Origin of the sequence: Novosphingobium sp. KN65.2 (genome assembly GCF_001368935.1) — a bacterium.
Classification (GTDB): Bacteria; Pseudomonadota; Alphaproteobacteria; order Sphingomonadales; family Sphingomonadaceae; genus Novosphingobium; species Novosphingobium mathurense.
In genome coordinates this window covers 1-16230 of the sequence record NZ_CCBH010000218.1, presented here as the reverse complement: position 1 = coordinate 16230, position 16230 = coordinate 1, and the positions used below count along the sequence as shown (strand labels likewise).

19 protein-coding genes and 2 pseudogenes are annotated in these 16230 nt (G+C 59.7%); 11 read left to right on the top strand and 10 right to left on the bottom strand.

Features of this window, described 5'->3' with window-relative positions; translation table 11 throughout:
* Positions 1 to 152: pseudogene (locus SPHV1_RS23250) on the bottom strand (IS6 family transposase); the annotation flags it as partial.
* Between the two features lie 195 nt (positions 153 to 347).
* Positions 348 to 797, bottom strand: a complete 450-nt coding sequence (locus tag SPHV1_RS23245) for a hypothetical protein (protein WP_156367439.1) — start codon at positions 795 to 797, stop codon at positions 348 to 350.
* Positions 798 to 1039: 242 nt separating this feature from the next.
* Between SPHV1_RS23245 and SPHV1_RS23240 the strand changes: the two genes are divergently transcribed.
* Entirely contained in the window at positions 1040 to 1276 is a 237-nt protein-coding gene (locus SPHV1_RS23240; RefSeq protein ID WP_054948372.1) for a hypothetical protein, read from the top strand.
* Positions 1277 to 1471: 195 nt separating this feature from the next.
* Here the strand turns inward: SPHV1_RS23240 and SPHV1_RS25215 are convergent, their stop codons facing one another.
* The 6 genes and pseudogenes from SPHV1_RS25215 to SPHV1_RS23215 all read right to left on the bottom strand — a co-directional run bounded on the left by SPHV1_RS25215 (position 1472) and on the right by SPHV1_RS23215 (position 6173).
* A complete protein-coding gene (locus tag SPHV1_RS25215; protein WP_156367438.1) occupies positions 1472 to 1633 on the bottom strand; it encodes a hypothetical protein in 162 nt (53 codons plus the stop codon).
* A gap of 180 nt (positions 1634 to 1813) precedes the next feature.
* Positions 1814 to 2830, bottom strand: a complete 1017-nt coding sequence (locus tag SPHV1_RS23235) for a ParB/RepB/Spo0J family partition protein (RefSeq protein WP_054948371.1) — start codon at positions 2828 to 2830, stop codon at positions 1814 to 1816.
* Positions 2831 to 2876: 46 nt separating this feature from the next.
* Complete coding sequence (locus SPHV1_RS23230) at positions 2877 to 4079, bottom strand: AAA family ATPase (RefSeq protein WP_054948377.1); 1203 nt, start codon at positions 4077 to 4079, stop codon at positions 2877 to 2879.
* A 249-nt stretch (positions 4080 to 4328) separates the two neighbouring features.
* Positions 4329 to 4511 carry a transposase gene (locus SPHV1_RS26025; protein WP_054948370.1) on the bottom strand — a complete coding sequence of 61 codons (183 nt, stop codon included), beginning with the start codon at positions 4509 to 4511 and terminating at the stop codon, positions 4329 to 4331.
* A 100-nt stretch (positions 4512 to 4611) separates the two neighbouring features.
* Positions 4612 to 4791 (bottom strand): annotated as a pseudogene (locus SPHV1_RS26065) (ISL3 family transposase); the annotation flags it as partial.
* 293 nt (positions 4792 to 5084) lie between these two features.
* The gene (locus tag SPHV1_RS23215) at positions 5085 to 6173 is read right to left on the bottom strand and encodes a RepB family plasmid replication initiator protein (RefSeq protein WP_054948376.1); all 1089 of its coding nucleotides are present in this window, start codon (positions 6171 to 6173) and stop codon (positions 5085 to 5087) included.
* Positions 6174 to 7382: 1209 nt separating this feature from the next.
* On the opposite strand from SPHV1_RS23215, the gene SPHV1_RS25915 reads away from it, so the two are divergent.
* The 3 genes from SPHV1_RS25915 (at position 7383) to SPHV1_RS23200 (ending at position 9533) form a co-directional block, all read left to right on the top strand.
* Positions 7383 to 7700, top strand: coding sequence for a toprim domain-containing protein (locus tag SPHV1_RS25915; protein ID WP_231634835.1), 318 nt, complete (start codon positions 7383 to 7385; stop codon positions 7698 to 7700).
* A gap of 106 nt (positions 7701 to 7806) precedes the next feature.
* Positions 7807 to 8142, top strand: coding sequence for a single-stranded DNA-binding protein (locus SPHV1_RS23205; RefSeq protein ID WP_054948367.1), 336 nt, complete (start codon positions 7807 to 7809; stop codon positions 8140 to 8142).
* Positions 8143 to 8537: 395 nt separating this feature from the next.
* Positions 8538 to 9533: an ArdC family protein gene (locus SPHV1_RS23200; protein ID WP_231634834.1), complete on the top strand. Its 996-nt coding sequence runs from the start codon at positions 8538 to 8540 to the stop codon at positions 9531 to 9533.
* A 386-nt stretch (positions 9534 to 9919) separates the two neighbouring features.
* Here SPHV1_RS23200 and SPHV1_RS23195 read toward each other — a convergent pair whose 3' ends face one another.
* Positions 9920 to 10765: a hypothetical protein gene (locus SPHV1_RS23195; RefSeq protein WP_054948366.1), complete on the bottom strand. Its 846-nt coding sequence runs from the start codon at positions 10763 to 10765 to the stop codon at positions 9920 to 9922.
* A 416-nt stretch (positions 10766 to 11181) separates the two neighbouring features.
* On the opposite strand from SPHV1_RS23195, the gene SPHV1_RS23190 reads away from it, so the two are divergent.
* The 4 genes from SPHV1_RS23190 (at position 11182) to SPHV1_RS23175 (ending at position 14688) form a co-directional block, all read left to right on the top strand.
* The gene (locus SPHV1_RS23190) at positions 11182 to 11577 is read left to right on the top strand and encodes a DUF3768 domain-containing protein (protein WP_054948365.1); all 396 of its coding nucleotides are present in this window, start codon (positions 11182 to 11184) and stop codon (positions 11575 to 11577) included.
* A gap of 70 nt (positions 11578 to 11647) precedes the next feature.
* On the top strand, positions 11648 to 13426 hold the full coding sequence (locus SPHV1_RS23185) for a ParB/RepB/Spo0J family partition protein (RefSeq protein WP_054948364.1): 1779 nt from the start codon (positions 11648 to 11650) through the stop codon (positions 13424 to 13426).
* Positions 13427 to 13930: 504 nt separating this feature from the next.
* Positions 13931 to 14287: an antitoxin gene (locus tag SPHV1_RS23180; RefSeq protein ID WP_369817981.1), complete on the top strand. Its 357-nt coding sequence runs from the start codon at positions 13931 to 13933 to the stop codon at positions 14285 to 14287.
* 8 nt (positions 14288 to 14295) lie between these two features.
* Positions 14296 to 14688, top strand: coding sequence for a type II toxin-antitoxin system VapC family toxin (locus tag SPHV1_RS23175; RefSeq protein WP_197277796.1), 393 nt, complete (start codon positions 14296 to 14298; stop codon positions 14686 to 14688).
* 31 nt (positions 14689 to 14719) lie between these two features.
* Here the strand turns inward: SPHV1_RS23175 and SPHV1_RS23170 are convergent, their stop codons facing one another.
* Entirely contained in the window at positions 14720 to 14959 is a 240-nt protein-coding gene (locus SPHV1_RS23170; protein ID WP_054948362.1) for a hypothetical protein, read from the bottom strand.
* Positions 14960 to 15018: 59 nt separating this feature from the next.
* On the opposite strand from SPHV1_RS23170, the gene SPHV1_RS23165 reads away from it, so the two are divergent.
* The 3 genes from SPHV1_RS23165 to SPHV1_RS23160 all read left to right on the top strand — a co-directional run bounded on the left by SPHV1_RS23165 (position 15019) and on the right by SPHV1_RS23160 (position 16206).
* On the top strand, positions 15019 to 15360 hold the full coding sequence (locus SPHV1_RS23165; RefSeq protein WP_231634833.1) for a recombinase family protein: 342 nt from the start codon (positions 15019 to 15021) through the stop codon (positions 15358 to 15360).
* Positions 15361 to 15414: 54 nt separating this feature from the next.
* On the top strand, positions 15415 to 15537 hold the full coding sequence (locus SPHV1_RS25205) for a hypothetical protein (protein WP_231634832.1): 123 nt from the start codon (positions 15415 to 15417) through the stop codon (positions 15535 to 15537).
* A gap of 321 nt (positions 15538 to 15858) precedes the next feature.
* Positions 15859 to 16206, top strand: a complete 348-nt coding sequence (locus tag SPHV1_RS23160; RefSeq protein ID WP_054948361.1) for a single-stranded DNA-binding protein — start codon at positions 15859 to 15861, stop codon at positions 16204 to 16206.
* The last annotated feature ends 24 nt before the right edge of the window (positions 16207 to 16230 follow it).

Here is a 16230-nt window from a genome sequence, read left to right as displayed (position 1 = left end):
ACCCAGCGATAGATCGTCGTATGATCGACATCGATCCCACGCTCAACGAGCATTTCCTCGAGATCACGATAGCTGATGCCGTATTTACAATACCAGCGCACCGCCCAGAGGATGACCTCGCCGGTAAAATGCCGCCCTTTGAAATCGTTCATCGCAACCGACCCTGAAATCCCTCGAGCCAAACCTTGGCGACCGCGTCAGAATTTGCAACAGTGCCGGCTGCGGAACTGGCGGCGGGTGTTTTTCCTGTCATTTGCGCCTGATAAGCCTCAATTGCGCTCATGGCACTATCGATATGATCCCCTTAGCGATAGTGCCTGGTTTCGGGAGTGCAGGAAGGTGTATAACTATCGTCGATTAGCTATACACCGATCGGGAAGCCGCGATTTTCCGCCCTTTTCGCAGCAAAGATCGTCCAGGCATCCTCCAAAACCCCCCTTCCCGATCCCGCGCCGAGCGACCTCGACGCCGAGGCCCTGCTCGCGCTCGGCCGGCTCGGTGGCGCGCTGGGCGCGGCCGCCCCCGCCACGCTGCGGCCGCTGCGCGACCTGCTCGTCGCCGCGCTGGCCTGCGAGGGACACATGTTCACCGACCAGCGCTTCCACGCGGGGTTTGCCGGCGTCGCGACGCTGTCCGATCAACCGCCGCGCGCGGGCCCCCGGCGACCATATCGGCAGCGATCTTGCCGCCGAGACCGCACACCAGGATACCCAGGCGGTTGTCGCCTGGGCAGGCTTCACCCTTCCCGGCATCCCCTGATCGCTCTCGCGCACCTCCATCGCGCGGCGAAAGCGCATGTCCTGTTCGCCCCGCCCGAACGCGCGAGCGAACCGATTGCCATGGGGTCGATCCGGCTGACGGTCGAACGCGCGGCCGCGCCCTCCCCGCCGGCACGCCATCAGGCCCTGGTGATCCCGACGACAGGCCTGCTATCCTGGGAAGCGCGCTGCGCGATGGCGCACAAGGCCTGTGCCGCCGTCTCAGCGAAGCGGATCGGCTCGCCCGGCGCCTGGCAGACTGCCAGCCCGGCCTTCGCACGATGCTGGGCGCGCTCGACACGGTCGGCATGCTCGAGCGCACCACGCTTGCCGAGGTGCACCTCTACGCGGTCAACCTCGAGGTGCGCGGCGCCGATGGCGCCGATGAACGTACCGGCTGTTCCCCATTCTCGTCTGTCGCGCTGGGCGAATTCGATGCGGCGATGGCCGACATCGAGGCGCTGCTGGCCCGTAGTAGCGTCCGCCTGGCCGAGGCTGCTGAGGAGGACGCGCCATGAGCCCGACGCGTGCGATTTGAGTGACGATCGCCGCCCAAATCGCGGGTTTTGGGCCGGAACTACTCTAATGATCTGTTTTATAATGTAAAATCTAAGGCCGCCAGAAACCGACCTTACAGCGCGAAAACGAGCTGTCGGATAGGTAAAAGGGTGCGGAGAAGGGCTGAAAGCGCTCTACGGGATTCTGAGGGCAGATTACAGGAAAATTGCCATTTCGGCGCTGCGGCCGCTGCTGTCGAGCGTGATGCCCCGGCGCCTCACCAGAACATAGGCCTCGATCAGGTCAGACAGGTTGGCATGCCAGCGATTGATATGCTGCGTGACCAGTCCCTCCGGCACGAAGTCCGGCGCCACCATGCTCCTGCGCCATCTTGAAGCCCGACACCTCGTCCGCGGGTCTGGCCCCTACTCGCCGTACGAGTGCGTGATCAGCTTTCCGATATCATTCCCGGCGTGGCGGGAACCAACTGCGGGTTGACAAGCCTCACCCAAACATTGGGAAAGTGAGCCCACAGTCCTTCCGGTTGGAATGCAACGTCAATCAGCCCAGTGTTGATCCAGCAGGGTCCTGAGTGCGGCTTCGGCTTCGGCGCGTGTCCCACCTCCTCGCGTCAATAAGGTCAGTTTCACACCCTTGCGATCAATCGCTTCGACTTTGAGTAGTGGCTTGCCTTCATTTGAGTGGACAGTTTCAGCCTTTCCTGACTTCTTGGGGGATCCTGACCTCTTGGGGGGATCGGCGGCCAAAGCCAAGGCACGAATGATGTCGGGCACAGGCTTCTTTTCACAGCCCTCTGCCCCGTCACCTGCAATGCGTGCGGCCTCAGCGAAGACGCGCATTTTGCGGTCCTCCGGTTTCAAAAGCGGCTTTATAGCCGTGACGTGCTTGATCCTGAGGTCTTGTGGCCTAGCGAAGGCCACCATCAATTCAGCTGGCAGACGAGCCAGATCGAGATAGCGGCTAAGCCAGCTTTCCGAAACGTTGATACGCTCCGCCATGACCTTCTGTCGCCCTTCATAATAGGCATCAAGGGCGCGCAGATAATCTCGCGCACGTTCTAGATCTGTGATGTCATCGCGCGCACGATTCTCGATATCTGCAAGTCGGAAAGCTTCTTCATCCGTCAAACTGCGGATATCGATGAGGAACCGGTAATCAGGATAATTGTGGGCCCGGAGCCACGTAATCGTCCAGTGACGCCGGGCGCCGCAAATCACCTCATAATCAAAATCAGGATCATCCTTAACTCGGCGTACGATCGCAGGCATTTCTTGCTTGCCCTGAGCCTTAATACTCTCGATCAGGTCCGAGCAGCGATCTTCGTTCAGCATCGCATATTCGCGGTTATGCCCAACCCACATCCTGCACCGCGCTGGATCTACCAGTTCATGCGTTCGAGAAACCACGCTGCCCGTCGCCAACTCGGCAAGGCGGCTTTCGCGGCCCGCCAAAACGCTTGCGCCAATTCCCGGTCTCCGCGCAGGAGCGTTTTGCGGTGCCGGCTCAATTCCGGCTACCAGATCGGCCGCGAAATTTGCGTTCTTCTTGCTCATTCCCCTACCCTTCTAGCCAAAATTGCACCGGTGCAATTTCTGGTCATCATGCCCATCCCTCTTTGCGCAAGCGCGCGAGATGACTGGGCCACATCGACCGAATATCGATCTCGATTTCGCTGTTCACGCCTTCCAAATAAGCAAGGCATCGATTGCGCACCGACGAGCTTGTGACCGGTCCGTCTAGCTCATAGACAGTCATAAGACGAGCAGTTGCGTTATCGATCTCCGCTGAATCCTTCAGCGGTGTGCGGACGATGGAATGCCCGAAGAGACTGCGCATCAAATTCATAAGTTCCTTTTGCATCGACTTGTTTTCATCGACCTTTGAGGCGACGAACCGCAGGAACTGAAGCGAAGGCGCCATATCCCTTTCTGCTAGCGTTTCGATGGTTTCATCCAGCATAGCGAGAAACGCCGCAGTCGATGAAAAATCCATTACCGTCGGCGGCACAGGAACGACGAGCGCATTCGCGGCCCGAAGTACAGACAACGAAATCGCGCCCAGAGCTGGTGGTGGGTCAAGCACCACCACATCAAAGCGATCGGAAATACTTGCGATCCCCTCGGCCATCCGATCAATAAGGTTGCCCTGCCCTCGCGCCATGCGCGCAGCAATTTCATATTCCGATTGGAACAGCCGCAAGTTGGCTGGAACAAGCTCGAGGCCATCGAAATGCGTCTTACGCAGCGCATAGTCGAGTGACTCCATGTCGTCATGTCGCAGGAAGGGATAGAGCGTATCGTCCTCGGTCAAATCTAGATCAGGAACGTAGCCAAAAAGTGTCGTGGCAGAAGCCTGGCTGTCGCAATCGATCAGGGCCACACGGTAACCCTTGATCGCAAGGTATTGAGCCAGATGGACAGATAGAGTCGACTTTCCAACGCCGCCTTTGAAATTCTGCACCGCGATGACGCAACAAGGGTCGTCGGCGCTGCGCCAGGGACGCGTTCCAAACAGACCCCGCATGTCGTTCAATTGCGCGAGAGTATACCCCACGCGGCGATTATTCTCAGTACGTGGAGGAGGCGGTAGACGGCCGTCCTTTTCGGCTTCGCGAATAGCCGCGGGAGTGCGCCCCACAAGTTCAGCGGCCTTCCCGATCTGAAAGGTGGGCTCGCGCCGGTCATCGGCCCGCGCGCTACGAGCAGAGTCGCGTAGCCGTTCCAAGACCGAACTCGTACGCTGCGCGAGCGCCGCGACTGAAACTGCGCCCTCCGTGCCTTCGATATCAAGTGATGCCGCCAAGTGAGTTGCCCTTTCGAAACTGAGAAGGGCATACTGCAATTTTCGCTTATTGGTCAATCATTCGTCGACTTTCGCAAATCTTGCGTCGCTTTTGGCATTTCGGACGCTTGCGAGGGGCATATGCCCTTCCAGTTCAGCCTATCCTGACCTCCTGGGGGTATGGATTTTAGGCTCCTCGACGTTTCACGTAGATTTGAGGATGGCGCCGAGGGGTGCGGTCCCTCTGCTTTTCGACGGTTTCGATGCCAGTCAGCACCGGAGGCAGCAAAGGACCGCCCAGCGCACGGCGGCGGGCATTTCGACCAGCTTTGCCTCGGACTTGCGCACCTCGTCGAGGGCTCTGGTGAACAGTTGCACGACATGGAACCAGTCGACCGTCACAGACGCCTCGGGGAAGGTCTCGCCGACCGCAGCCAGGAAGGCAGGTGACATGTCGCAGACGACTTCGGCGATCTTGGCCTGGCTTGCCGTTGTGCGCGGTCAGGAAGTCTTTGAAGCGCCGGACGGCTTCCTTGCACTGGCCCGGCGTGGCAAACACCACAGGCCGAGACTTGCGATCCAGGTCGATGAAGATGGTGACGTAATTGTGACCTCGCTTCGAAGCCGTCTCGTCGAAGGCCACGGCCTTCAGATCGTCCAGGTCGAGCCGTTCCGACGCTGCCCCCACGTAATGCGCGATGATCCGCCATAGCCGCTGATCGGTGATCGCCATCTCCCGCGCCGCGGCCGCACCGGCATCTCTCGGGACAACATCAGCGCTGCCCTCCCGCACCCAGGGCACCCGCGCTCGGATTCCAGGTGCAGGTGCAACTCGTGCGGAGACTGGTTCGTGTCCAGATGCTGACTGCCCAAACGCCACGGTAGCGCCAACTCCTAGCTCGCGTCCATCAAATACTCCTCGCCTCAAGGGCAGGGGAACTGCCGATCACGCTTCTCCCGTCAGCTCAAATCCATTTGCCGCGTCGAGGAGCCGGATTCTAAAAAATTGCACCGGTGCAATTTCGATCAAGGCCGCCCTCGCCTTGCGAGAAAACTCTCGCAGAATCCTGTCCATGACGCGATCAATTTTGCGTCTTTGAGCTTGACCAGACGTTCGCCCATTTGCTCACGGTAAGCTGCCGCGATGATGTCGATATCCCATCCACCACCAACCGAGCGCGCGATCGAGGCCAAGGCTTCTTCACCGTACTTAAGCGACCCGCTGGGAAATTTAAGTTCAGAAGGCTCATCCTTGCCTTTGGCTGTCAAGGCAGCAACGACCTTTTGCGCGAATGCCTTGACCTCTACTCCTTCAACCTCATCCTCTCGTCGTGCTTTGCGTCCACTGGAATGTCGGTTGATCTCGTCAACGGTGGCAATCTGAGCTGGTGCATCCTTTGGTTCGAAACTGAACTCGATCTCGGTAACAGTTCGACCCTGTCGGATTTCCCGCCACTCCACCTTGAAATGTGCCAGCTGGTCAATTTCGGCCTTGGCCTTCTCCAAGACCTTTCGTCGAAGCTGCGCAAAATCCTTGTAGACCTCAGGCGCGATGCCAAGCAGTGCGCGAAGCGCCATCATGTCCCCCTTCCAAGTTGACTGACGGCGATGAAGTCTCAGCGCCCCCACTTCATACAGCTTGAGCGCATAGGCAGATCTGAAACCAAGGACAGCTTGCCGATTGAGCACGGCATAAGTTTCAGATTCACGGATGAGCTTGCGCGCTTCTGGTGTGAACTCCCATTCGATCCAACCGGTTTCCGCACCAGGCTCTTCCTCGACTTCTTCGCGGGATGAAGAAATCAGCGAAAAGCGCATGGTCGCTTTCTTCCCTCGCCAAGACTTGTCGTCGACAGCGAAAAGTGTGCGATGCAACTCCTCAAGCATGTCGGAGATCCGCTCGTTGCCCTTGTGCCCGCGGCGAATGTCGGCCTTGCGCATTTTGTGCGCGCGGTCCTCCCACGCATCTCCGCCTGCAGTCAGGATCATAAGAGCGAGGAGGCGTGAAGCCGTGAGGCTAAGCGACTGGCCTTTCACGAATTTGACATCGACAATGCTGCCTGGCTTGGCAAACTCTTCACCGCCCTTGGCTCGAAGCGCAGAAGCAACCCTCATTGCCCGGCCGGGTCCGACTTCCCCCGAACTCTTCGCCTGTTCATCGACGTTGTCTAAATCGTGCTCTTGGGCCATGTCACAGCAGTTCAGGGGATTCGCCAATGATCGTGGAACATTGCCTGACCTGTCCTGTTGCGTCAAGTCAGGGCAGGATGGGGCGATTCCATCCCCCAATCGGTCAGGATGGACCTGATGGTCTATGACTATAATCTCCGCGGATTGCCACGAGTCGCGAATGTTTGACGGATTTTCGAGCAGAGCAGGGCGCACAGGCTGTATAATTGAGCGCGAAGGCACTGATGACCGCAGCGAATCACGATCGGATGGTGTCTCCCCCATCAGGTCAGGATATCCCCAAGGGGTCAGGTTTGTTCCCCCACCCGGTCAGGTCAGCGCCCCCATAAAGACAGGCAAAGCCCCCCAAACAGTCAGGATAGAGGCGCCTAAGCCTGCAGAAACTCGCGAGTTTCCACCTCCCGAATCTGAATCTCTTAGAATCAGAAAACCTTCCGCTGCAAGCAGCGGCACTTTTCAAAATCGGATTCAGTGAAGGGGGACTGCCACTAGCCCCTCGAGCTTTCATGGCTGGCACATCCTGCATGAATAAATCTCCAAAAATAATCAGCAGTCCACCTACGTTATATGTGCTATATATGGACTATGGCCAAGACCCCTCACGCAGCCGCACGCCAGATCGTCAATGACCTCAAAGGCACTTGGCATGGCCGGTACGGCAAAGTCCGTTGCCCCGCCCATACCGATGCCCGTGCTTCCCTTTCGGTCACCCCGGGTCGGAAGGCCGTCCTCTTCCATTGCTTCGCTGGATGCTCGCAGGACGCCGTTCTTTCGGCGCTCCGCCATTTGCACTCCCGGCCCGGCGTGTTGCAATCCCCCGATGGGACCGAGGCGAACGACCGAGACCTAACGCGTCTCGTACGCAAGATCTGGGACCTGGCATGGCCAATCTGCAATACGCCGGCGGCGCGCTACCTGGAGCGCCGCGGCATCGGTCGTTCCCTGGCTGGCCGCTACAGTCCCAGCGTCCTGACATACGAGGCGGGGCGCAAGGTCCGTTTGCCTGCACTTCTGTTACCAATGACAAAGGGACGTGAGCTATGCGCGCTACAGCGCATCTTTCTCGATTCCGACGGGCGCAAGTCGACCTTGCTGGAAGAGCCCAAGCGAACGTTGGGCGATCCCCGAAGGAGCATGATCCAGCTCGGCAAGCCGGCAGGCAACACGCTTAACCTTGCAGAAGGCTTCGAAGACGCGGAATCAGCGATTGTGCTGCGCGATCTTTCTGGGTGCAGCGCGGTTTGCGGTGCCGAGCGATACCGCGACATCGCAATTCCGGGTCATGTACGTCATGTTGTGATCTACTCGCAGCATGGCAAAGCGGCCGAGCTCGGCATTGAGCGCGCCAGAGACAATCTCACCGCCAACGGCCGCTCACTTGAAATCGTCATACCGCCGCTTGGCGGGGATTGGAACGATGCGCTCCAGGCCAGGCTTGCAGACACCGGTTAAAAATCACCGCCCTTCCAAATGGCATGGCCCTCGTCCCGATCTTCTCCGAGATCCAAGAGGGAAGGGCGCCACTCACGAATTTCCCCAACCGAAATGGAGACCCCCAATGCCGCAGAACCTAGCCGAATTTCGTATCATCGGGAGGATCGGCAAGATCTCTCCCCGTGAGAAGGTGACCTATGTGAATGTCGCCTCGAACTATAACCGCAGGGATGGCGAGGACTGGAAAACCGACACGCATTGGAACAGCGTGGTTTGCTTTTCCCATGTTCGCGACCAGATCGACAACGCGCAGAAAGGTGACCTGGTTCACATCACCGGCCGTATGCGCGAGGGAAGTCATTCGGAAAGCGGCGAGCTCATCTACAGGACCGAACTCATTGCCGATACGTTTTCGGTACTCGCGCGCTTGCATGTCGACGGGCCCCTCCAGGATAACTGATCCGGCCGTGATCCCTGGAAAGGCGAGGGCAGGGGGCAAGTGTCCGTAATATACTGGTGGGGAGCGACCTTGCGGTCCGGCTCTATCTCTCGCTGACGCTCAAACCGAACCCGCACGGGGCGGTTTCGTCCCATGCGGGTAACGATCCTCGCTCACACCTGAGGCCGCTAAGGCGGCCGCGCCTTTCATGAAATCGATCAAGGGGGGCGGCCTCCCCCCTTCCCGGCAAGGGCCAGGCCGTCTTCGCCGCTCGCGCGGCTGACGCTTGGCTCGCGCGGGGCCTTCCCCATCCTTCCGCGCCTTCGGCTTGTGCAGGCCGGGTGATCCCCCAACCTCGCGCTCGGCCCTCAATGTGCCGGTTCACCCCCCCCGGCTTCGCCAGCGGGCAGAAGCCGATGGACGCCATCGCCTTCGGCTCCAGTCAGGAAAAGGGAACAAGGCCAATGACCCGTAAGACTTATACCGCCCGCAACCGTACAGTTCGCAGCGACATTTACGAGGATGTCACCAATCAGATCATTGCCATGCTCGAAGCTGGAACCCGGCCATGGGCACCCCGCTGGGTCTCTGGCTCTGCTACGCTACCTTTGCGGCATGAAGGGACCGCGTATCGGGGCATCAATATCCTTCTACTCTGGTCGGCTGCGATGACGTGCGGATATAGCAATCCCTACTGGATGACGTACCGAAAGGCCCACGATTTGGGCGGTCAGGTGCGCAAAGGCGAGAAGGGCACCCTTGTCGTGCACGCCGGTACTTTCACCCCCAAGGATGGCGAAACCGGTGAAACAGTCTCCGATAGCGAGGGCGAGGAGGCGCCGCGCAAGTACTTGAAGAAATACGTGGTGTTCAACGTCGAGCAGATCGACGGGCTCGACATGAGCAAATACCCGGCACCCGCTATCCAGGTGAAGAACCGTGACGAACGCAACGAGCAGCTTGATGCCGCTTTTGCCCGCTGGCCGGTTCCTTACAGCGAAGGCGGGAACACCGCCTGCTATGACCCTGTTGCCGATCGTATCCGCATGCCGGCATTTGCCGACTTCGAAAGTGGCAACTCCTTTTTTGCCACGCTCGCGCACGAGGTCGTGCACAGTAGCGGCCACGCATCGCGCCTCAATCGCGAGAGCCTCCAGAATTACGGAAAGTCATTGCAAACCAGAGCCTTGGAAGAGATGATTGCCGAGGTCGGAGCGGCCATGATTTGTGCCCAGCTTGGCATGGAACCCACCGAACGGGAGGACCATGCCGCTTACGTGGCCGAATGGATTTCTGTGCTTCGCGGCGACAAGCGAGCCATTTTCCGCGCCGCGAGCGCGGCACAGGTAGCCTGCGAAATGATCCTTGCGGCTACGGACGTTGAATCGCCCGAACACGCTTGCACAGCGTGAGTCCTTAGACGGAACAGGGAAGGAGGCGCGCGCCTCCTTCCCTGTCTCCCCGTTCCCGAAAGATCGAATGATACCCGACTTCCAACCCGCTTTCCGCACGGGCCAGAAGCTTCAGACCCGTGTGACGGCGAGGTCGGTGCTTCCGAGGGCGAGGGGGCAGCAGTTGCCCTATATGGGACGGCTGTCGACGGGCCGCCGCTGGCTGACAAGCGACCAGCGGCGGCCCGGAAGTGTTTGTACAAAGCCGTGCTTGTACCAACGGTGACCCTGTCACCGGACATGCAGCCTCAGACCACCGCGGGCGGAGCTTGAGGGCATTTCGCTGGTGCCCAAGACGGCACGCCCATTGGGCGGCGCGAGTCTTTGGGGCCGGCAGTGCAAATTTGTCAGCGGTAAGCCGGCGTCAGGACTTGACGCTCCTTGCGAGCCGGCTTCGCCTTTGCGCCAACCTCTGCGTTTTCTGCTGTACCGCTTGCTGCTTTGGATTTGGCCACTGCGGTTTTGGGTGACACCGCCTTGCTGGCATCCGCAGTCTCGGGCGCCTTGACCGAGGGCGAGGCGGGGGTTGGCGCCGAGGTCTGGTCCAGAGCCGGCGCTGCGGCTTCGACTGCGTCCACTGACTTGGTTTCAGCGGCTGATCGCCTCGCCATGCGACGCTTGGGGCTGACTGTTTTCGCCGGGACCTTCTTGACGGATGCGGTCTTAGCAGGCGTCGTTCTGGAGACTTCGGCGATCTTGGCTGATTCTGCTGCGGACACCTTCGTTGCCGTGTCTACAGACTTGGCGGCTGCCTTTGGCGCAGCCTCCGCTTTTGCCGCCTTGGACCGAGCGACAGGCTTCTTTGCCGGGGCTGAGGCTGGCGTTGTCTTTGCCACTTTCTTCGGCGCGCTGGTCATTTTGGCGGCAGCGGACTTCATTTTCGGTGTTGCCTCGACTGTCTTGGCAGGCGCGGCGGAATCAGATTCCGCTGGCTCGGGAGCTGCGGTCGCGGCCGGTGCTTTCGTCGCCCTTGTCTTTGAAGCAGCCGCCGTTCTGGGCTTTGCCGTCGCCACGAGTTCAACCGGTTTTTCGTCCACTTTGATCGAACCATCGTGCTGGTTCTGGAAATCAGAAATGGTCTTGAATACATCGCTCAGCAAGGTCGGCAACTCGGCTGCATTAAGCTTGTTGTTGTTGTTTACAAAGGCCGTAACCAGATCAAGCGATGCGCGGCGTGCGTCAAAATCGTCCATAAATGTCCATCGGGAAATTGAGGTGCAAGGAGAGGGACATTCCTGCTGCGTGGCCTTCGGGCGAATGTCAAATCTCACTTCATGAAGCTGACAACTCTCCCGAATTCTCGAAATCGATTGGCAACAGGTGAAGCAGTGGCGGCACTGCCGCCGCGCCATTCGCAAGGCTTGAGGGGCCTGTTCCGGCCCCCTGGCGCAAGGGCCAGGCCGTCTTCGCGCGCGGTGCGCGCTGCGCTTGGTAATCGCGGGGGTCTCCCCACCCTTCCGCGCCTTCGGCTTGTGCAGGCCGGGTGATTCCCCACCCCCGCGATCAGCCCCTCGTTTGCGCCATTCCCCGACCCGCTTCGCCAGCAGGCAGAAGTCGATGGTGCCCATCGCCTTCGGCTCCATCGTCAGAAAGAAAGGGAAACAAGAACATGCCGGATTTTGCAAACTTGACCGACGACCAGCGTGCCGAATACACTGCGCGCGTGGCGAGGCTCAACGACGACTTGCGCGCCGACCTCAGCAATCCTCAGCGCGGGCGGGTGATGATGACGCATGGCATTCGTGCCATGATCGAGGACAGCGATGCATCGCCGTTCTGGATCGACCAGAGCAATTTGCTGCGCATCGTTACGCAGTTTGCCGATTTCAGCGAGGACAACGACCCACGCGGTGAACGCGACTTCGGGGCCTTTGAATGGAAGGCCACGCGCTGCTTCTGGAAGGTCGATTACTACGACACCGCGCTGCAGTTCGGATCGCCCGATCCGGCGGACCCGGCGGTGACGTGCCGCGTGCTCACCATCCTTCGGGCCGACGAATACTGATCGGTCCTCTCGCGAGGGCGGTGGGGATGTCGCCGCCCTCCATCCCTCCACAAGCTTCAAGGAATTTGTCATGACCACAATCGTCAAGCTTTCGCAGCTTCGTCTATCGCCGCTCAATGTCCGCAAGGTTGAGCCGACCGGGATTGAACCTCTGGCCGCCGACATTCTCGCGCACGGCATCATTCAGAGCCTTGCCGTCTATGAGGAGGAGGGCAAGTTCTGGGTCTTCGCGGGCGGTCGCCGCTTGCGCGCACTCGAGCTCTTGAAATCGCGTAAGGATGTGCCTTCGACCTTTTCCGTCCCCGTCATCATCAAGGACAAGAGCGAGGCGGTCGAACTTTCGCTGGTTGAAAATTCGCAGCGCGAAAGCATGCACCCCAAGGACGCCGTGACAGCCTATGTGCAGCTTCGCGACGAAGGCGGGATGAGCGCCGAAGATATTGCGGTTCGCTTCGGCTACAGCACCGGCCATGTTGCAAAATTGCTGCGCCTTGGCAGCCTTGCTCCGAAAATCCTCGCAGCCTTTGCTGCAGACGAGATCGGCATGGATGCCGCTCAGGCCCTGACGATCACCGACGATCATGCAGCACAGGTTGCAGCATACGAGCGATGCGGAAATAGCCCTTCCGCGCTGCGCCGTGCGCTGACCGAGGAGAAGGTGCACACCGATGCTGCAGTCTTCCGCTATGTCGGGATGGAAGCCTACGAGAGGGCAGGGGGCACGATCACGCGCGACCTGTTCGGCGAGAGAGGCTATGCCGACGATCCGGCCCTTCTGGATGAACTGGTCGAGGCGAAGCCGGATGCTGTTCGCGCCGAACTGGAAGCCGAGGGCTGGAGAATCGTCGCGGTTTCGCAAGATGCCCCGCAGGACATTTACAGCAGGGGCTATCTCCATCCCGAGCGGCGTGAACCGAGCGCCCAGGAGGCCGAGCAGCTTGCCGCGCTCGATGCTAAAATCGAGGCGTTCGAAGAGCAAGGCTGCGAAGACAGCGAGGAATTCGAGGCGCTGTTCGACAAGCGCGATGCCATCACCGAGAGCCTTGCTTGCTTCACTGACGAGCAGAAAGCGAACGGAGGCGTGTGTGCTTATGTCGGTTATAATGGCGAACTTGCGATCCGGCACTGGGGCTTGAAGAGCGCGCAGACAGCGCCCAAGGAACCGGATACCGGACCCTATGCGGCCAGCATGATCGAGCGGCTGACTGGCATCCGCACCCTGGCCTTGCAGAAGGAAGTCGCCGCACGGCCCGCACTTGCCCTCGATATTCTTCTCGACACCCTGACCGCGCAATTGCTGCATGGTCGTCACAGCTACGATCTTCCCGCTGACATTCATCCGGGCCGAGTCATCTGCACAGTCGAACCTGAATATCTGACAGGCAGCGTCCTTGCCGATACGCAAGGCAGATTGGTCGAGCGCTTCGGTGATATTCCCGCTGCACAGCGGTTCGAGACGATCCGGACGATGGAGGAGGGCGACAAGATGCAATTGCTCGCCGCACTGGTGGCGACGACCATCAACGGCACGATCTTCAATCATGGCGGTATCGGCGAGCGCCAGCGCGCCGCGGACCAATATGCCGAAGCCGCCGGGCTCGACCTTCGCCAGCACTGGACCCCGAACCAGCCCTTCTTTGACCGGCTCAAGAAATCGAGCCTGCTGGAAATCCTGGCCGAGGCCTGCGGGCAGGAGGCGGCCGAGAACTGCGTCAAGATGAAGAAGGGTGATTTGGCAGTAACCGTAAATGAGCGCCTGCCTGCGGGATGGTTGCCCGAACCGGCCAAGCGATTTACACCCGTTTGCGAGCAGTCCACGGACGAAGGCGAAAAGTCCAAGGTCGCTTGATGTGCTGGCCGGTGGAGTCTTGCACTCCATCGGCCCCCTTCGCAGAACCTGCCTGTCAACGTAATCGGCACGAAATTCCTGTAAGTTGACAGCGTGCGTCCCATTCTCTCATCTGCCCCGAGACGGTAAGGTGATGCGCTTTTGGTAGAACCGTGAAATTGACGCCGGCTTTGGCGATGACCGCAAGGACCATCGCCAAAGCCGGCAGCGCTTTTTTGAAGGCAATGACAATGAACGAGCCCCGGCAGAGGCACACATGAAACTGGAGTATGCGCGCACCGGTGCAGGGACGACAACCTTGCCCTTCAGACTGACGCGCTACGCGCGGCCGGAGCCCGAGCGGATTTTGGCGTTGACCTGATCGCCGACCGGTTAAAGAAATCGAGTCTGCTGAAATTCTGGCCGAGGCCTGCGTGAAGGTTGCCCGAACATGCCAACCGCGTTGCTTGTGTGTTCGAGTGGCGCGGTGACAACGGCGAAATGTTCAAGCTCGCTTGAAGGAACATGACGCATATCGGGAAACAGTTTCAGCTTGCTTCGGTGCTCGTCGGGATATACAATTTGGCATATACAACGGAGGTCATAGCCATGCCGGTGCCAACACCAGGGTCAAAGGCCAGAGAGGCCAAGCTGTTTCGCAATAATCGTAGCCAGGCCGTGCGTATTCCGGTCGAGTTCGAGTTGCCGGGAGATCGCGTGTTTATTCGGCGGGAAGGGGAGAGGCTTATTATTGAGCCGATCACCAGGCCGTCCAACATCGTGGAGCTGATTGCGGCATGGAAGAAGTCCGAGCCCTTGGGTCCCGATGATCAGTTTCCCGACATCGAGGATCGCCCCGCAGATCCGGAAGACGTATTTTGAGCGGGTACTTGCTGGACACGAACATCATTAGCGACATCATTCGCAATCCTTTCGGATTGGCCGCGAGCCGGGTCGAGGAGATTGGGCCAAAGGAGATTTGCACCAGCATCATCGTTGCGGCTGAACTGCGTTACGGATGCGCGAAAAAGGGGTCAGCCAAGCTCCTTTCCATGGTCGAAAGCTTGCTGGATACGATCCCGGTCCTACCCTGGGATGTTCCGGCAGATGGCCAGTACGGGGGTATTCGAGCGGAACTGGAAGCGGCCGGGCAGATCATCGGTGCCAACGACCTCCTGATAGCGGCGCACGCCTGTTCGCTCGATTTGATCCTGGTGACGGACAACACGCGGGAATTTGATCGAGTGCGCGGTCTCAAGGTGGAGAACTGGCTGGCAAACTAGGTCTATGGGGCCAGAGTCGATCAAAGGCTTGTCACGACACCGAGCGCATTTGGCGCATAATTGCCTTTTTGTCGGCGGCAAGATCCTTTGAGAAATTGGCAGTGCCGCCCAATTTTGGATTCCACGCGCTTCCATTGCCACGGGGGTAATCGACCTTTTGCATGGCCGCGAAATTGACGCCGGCTTTGGCGATGACCGCAAGGGCCAACGCCAAAGCCGGCGGCGCTTGTTTGAAGGGAATGACAATGAACGAGCCCCGGGTGAGGCGCACATGAAACTGGGGTACGCGCGCGCAGGTGCAGGGACGACAACCTTGCCCTTCAGATTGACGTGCTGCGCGCGGCCGGCGCCGAGCGGATCTGGGAGGATCACGGCGTGTCGGGTTCGGCCGTGCTCAAGCCGGCATTCATGGACATGCTCGCCTGTGCCAAGCCCAGATATGGAATCATCATCTGGCGCCTCGACCGGTTATCGCGCTCGCTCGTGACGCTTATTGCCGAACTGGAAACGCTCGCGCACAGGCGTGTCGAATTTTGCTCGGTCGAAGACGGCATCGCAACGAGCACGGGAGAAGGGCGCGGCTTCTTCAATACCGCGGCGACGTTTGCAAAGTTCGGCCAGGACGTCCTGGCGGAGCGCGCGGCGGGGGGGGCCCTGGAAACCGAGAAGTAACGCGGTCGCCCCCCGCTGATCGACATGGCACGGTGGCAGGAGGTCAAACAGATGATGACCGGTCCTGATGCTGCGAGCGTTGCAGACGCTGCGCGGTTCGTCGGGGTCGGTCGCAAGGCGATCTACAAGCGGCTCGATATCGAGCGCAAGGCCGCTGGCGGAACCGGCGCGGACTGAGCGGTTGTCCCAGTCATCGCCTACCGTGCGAACGTGAAAACCACCAGGGGGAGGGGGCCTTGTTTCCATCACGAACCACTCGCTTCGGCCGATACGAAGGAGAGTGCGTGTAAGCGGGCCTTGTCCCCCCGCTTGTTGCTGTTTGACGCATCTGGTGTCCTCGCCTTCCTATGCGGGAGTGGGCTTGCAGCCCCAAGCAGAAAACCGGCACGGTGTGCCTAGGGCTTCCACTGCTCGTGGACCCTCCCTTTTTCCGCTTGCCCGCGTCAGGCGGTCCCCCTTCTCGATATGCGTCAGCAACCAGACAGAAGGACAAGACCAATGCAGAACATCGCAGAATTTCGGATCATCGGCCGCGTCGGCAAGATCGAGATCAAGGACAAGGTGGCCTACCTCGACATGGCAGCCAACTACGCGCGCAAGGTGGGCGATGACTGGGAAGACGACACCCACTGGAACCGCGTGACGCTCTTTGGTCGCAATGTCGAACGCGCCGCCAGGATCGGTAAGGGCGACTTGCTCCACATCACCGGCCGGGTTCGCCAGAACAGTTTCGAGCGCGAGGATGGTGAACGCGTCTTCGGCGTTGACCTGATCGCCGACCGGTTCGCCGCTCTCACCAGAACCGACCGCGGCGCCAACAACGACCACGGCGACTATCCCGAATGATACAGGCCAGGGGGGGGGGGGGGG

Coding starts and splice junctions, on each gene's coding strand:
- SPHV1_RS23190 (WP_054948365.1), top strand. CDS start 11,182: ATGCCGGATTTTGCAAACTTGACCGACGACCAGCGTGCCGAATACACT.
- SPHV1_RS23200 (WP_231634834.1), top strand. CDS start 8,538: ATGGACGCCATCGCCTTCGGCTCCAGTCAGGAAAAGGGAACAAGGCCA.
- SPHV1_RS23160 (WP_054948361.1), top strand. CDS start 15,859: ATGCAGAACATCGCAGAATTTCGGATCATCGGCCGCGTCGGCAAGATC.
- SPHV1_RS23180 (WP_369817981.1), top strand. CDS start 13,931: ATGACGCATATCGGGAAACAGTTTCAGCTTGCTTCGGTGCTCGTCGGG.
- SPHV1_RS23235 (WP_054948371.1), bottom strand. CDS start 2,830: ATGAGCAAGAAGAACGCAAATTTCGCGGCCGATCTGGTAGCCGGAATT.
- SPHV1_RS25215 (WP_156367438.1), bottom strand. CDS start 1,633: ATGGTGGCGCCGGACTTCGTGCCGGAGGGACTGGTCACGCAGCATATC.
- SPHV1_RS26025 (WP_054948370.1), bottom strand. CDS start 4,511: ATGTCACCTGCCTTCCTGGCTGCGGTCGGCGAGACCTTCCCCGAGGCG.
- SPHV1_RS23215 (WP_054948376.1), bottom strand. CDS start 6,173: ATGAGGGTTGCTTCTGCGCTTCGAGCCAAGGGCGGTGAAGAGTTTGCC.
- SPHV1_RS23240 (WP_054948372.1), top strand. CDS start 1,040: ATGCTGGGCGCGCTCGACACGGTCGGCATGCTCGAGCGCACCACGCTT.
- SPHV1_RS23205 (WP_054948367.1), top strand. CDS start 7,807: ATGCCGCAGAACCTAGCCGAATTTCGTATCATCGGGAGGATCGGCAAG.
- SPHV1_RS25915 (WP_231634835.1), top strand. CDS start 7,383: ATGATCCAGCTCGGCAAGCCGGCAGGCAACACGCTTAACCTTGCAGAA.
- SPHV1_RS23185 (WP_054948364.1), top strand. CDS start 11,648: ATGACCACAATCGTCAAGCTTTCGCAGCTTCGTCTATCGCCGCTCAAT.
- SPHV1_RS23245 (WP_156367439.1), bottom strand. CDS start 797: ATGCGCTTTCGCCGCGCGATGGAGGTGCGCGAGAGCGATCAGGGGATG.
- SPHV1_RS23195 (WP_054948366.1), bottom strand. CDS start 10,765: ATGGACGATTTTGACGCACGCCGCGCATCGCTTGATCTGGTTACGGCC.
- SPHV1_RS25205 (WP_231634832.1), top strand. CDS start 15,415: ATGACCGGTCCTGATGCTGCGAGCGTTGCAGACGCTGCGCGGTTCGTC.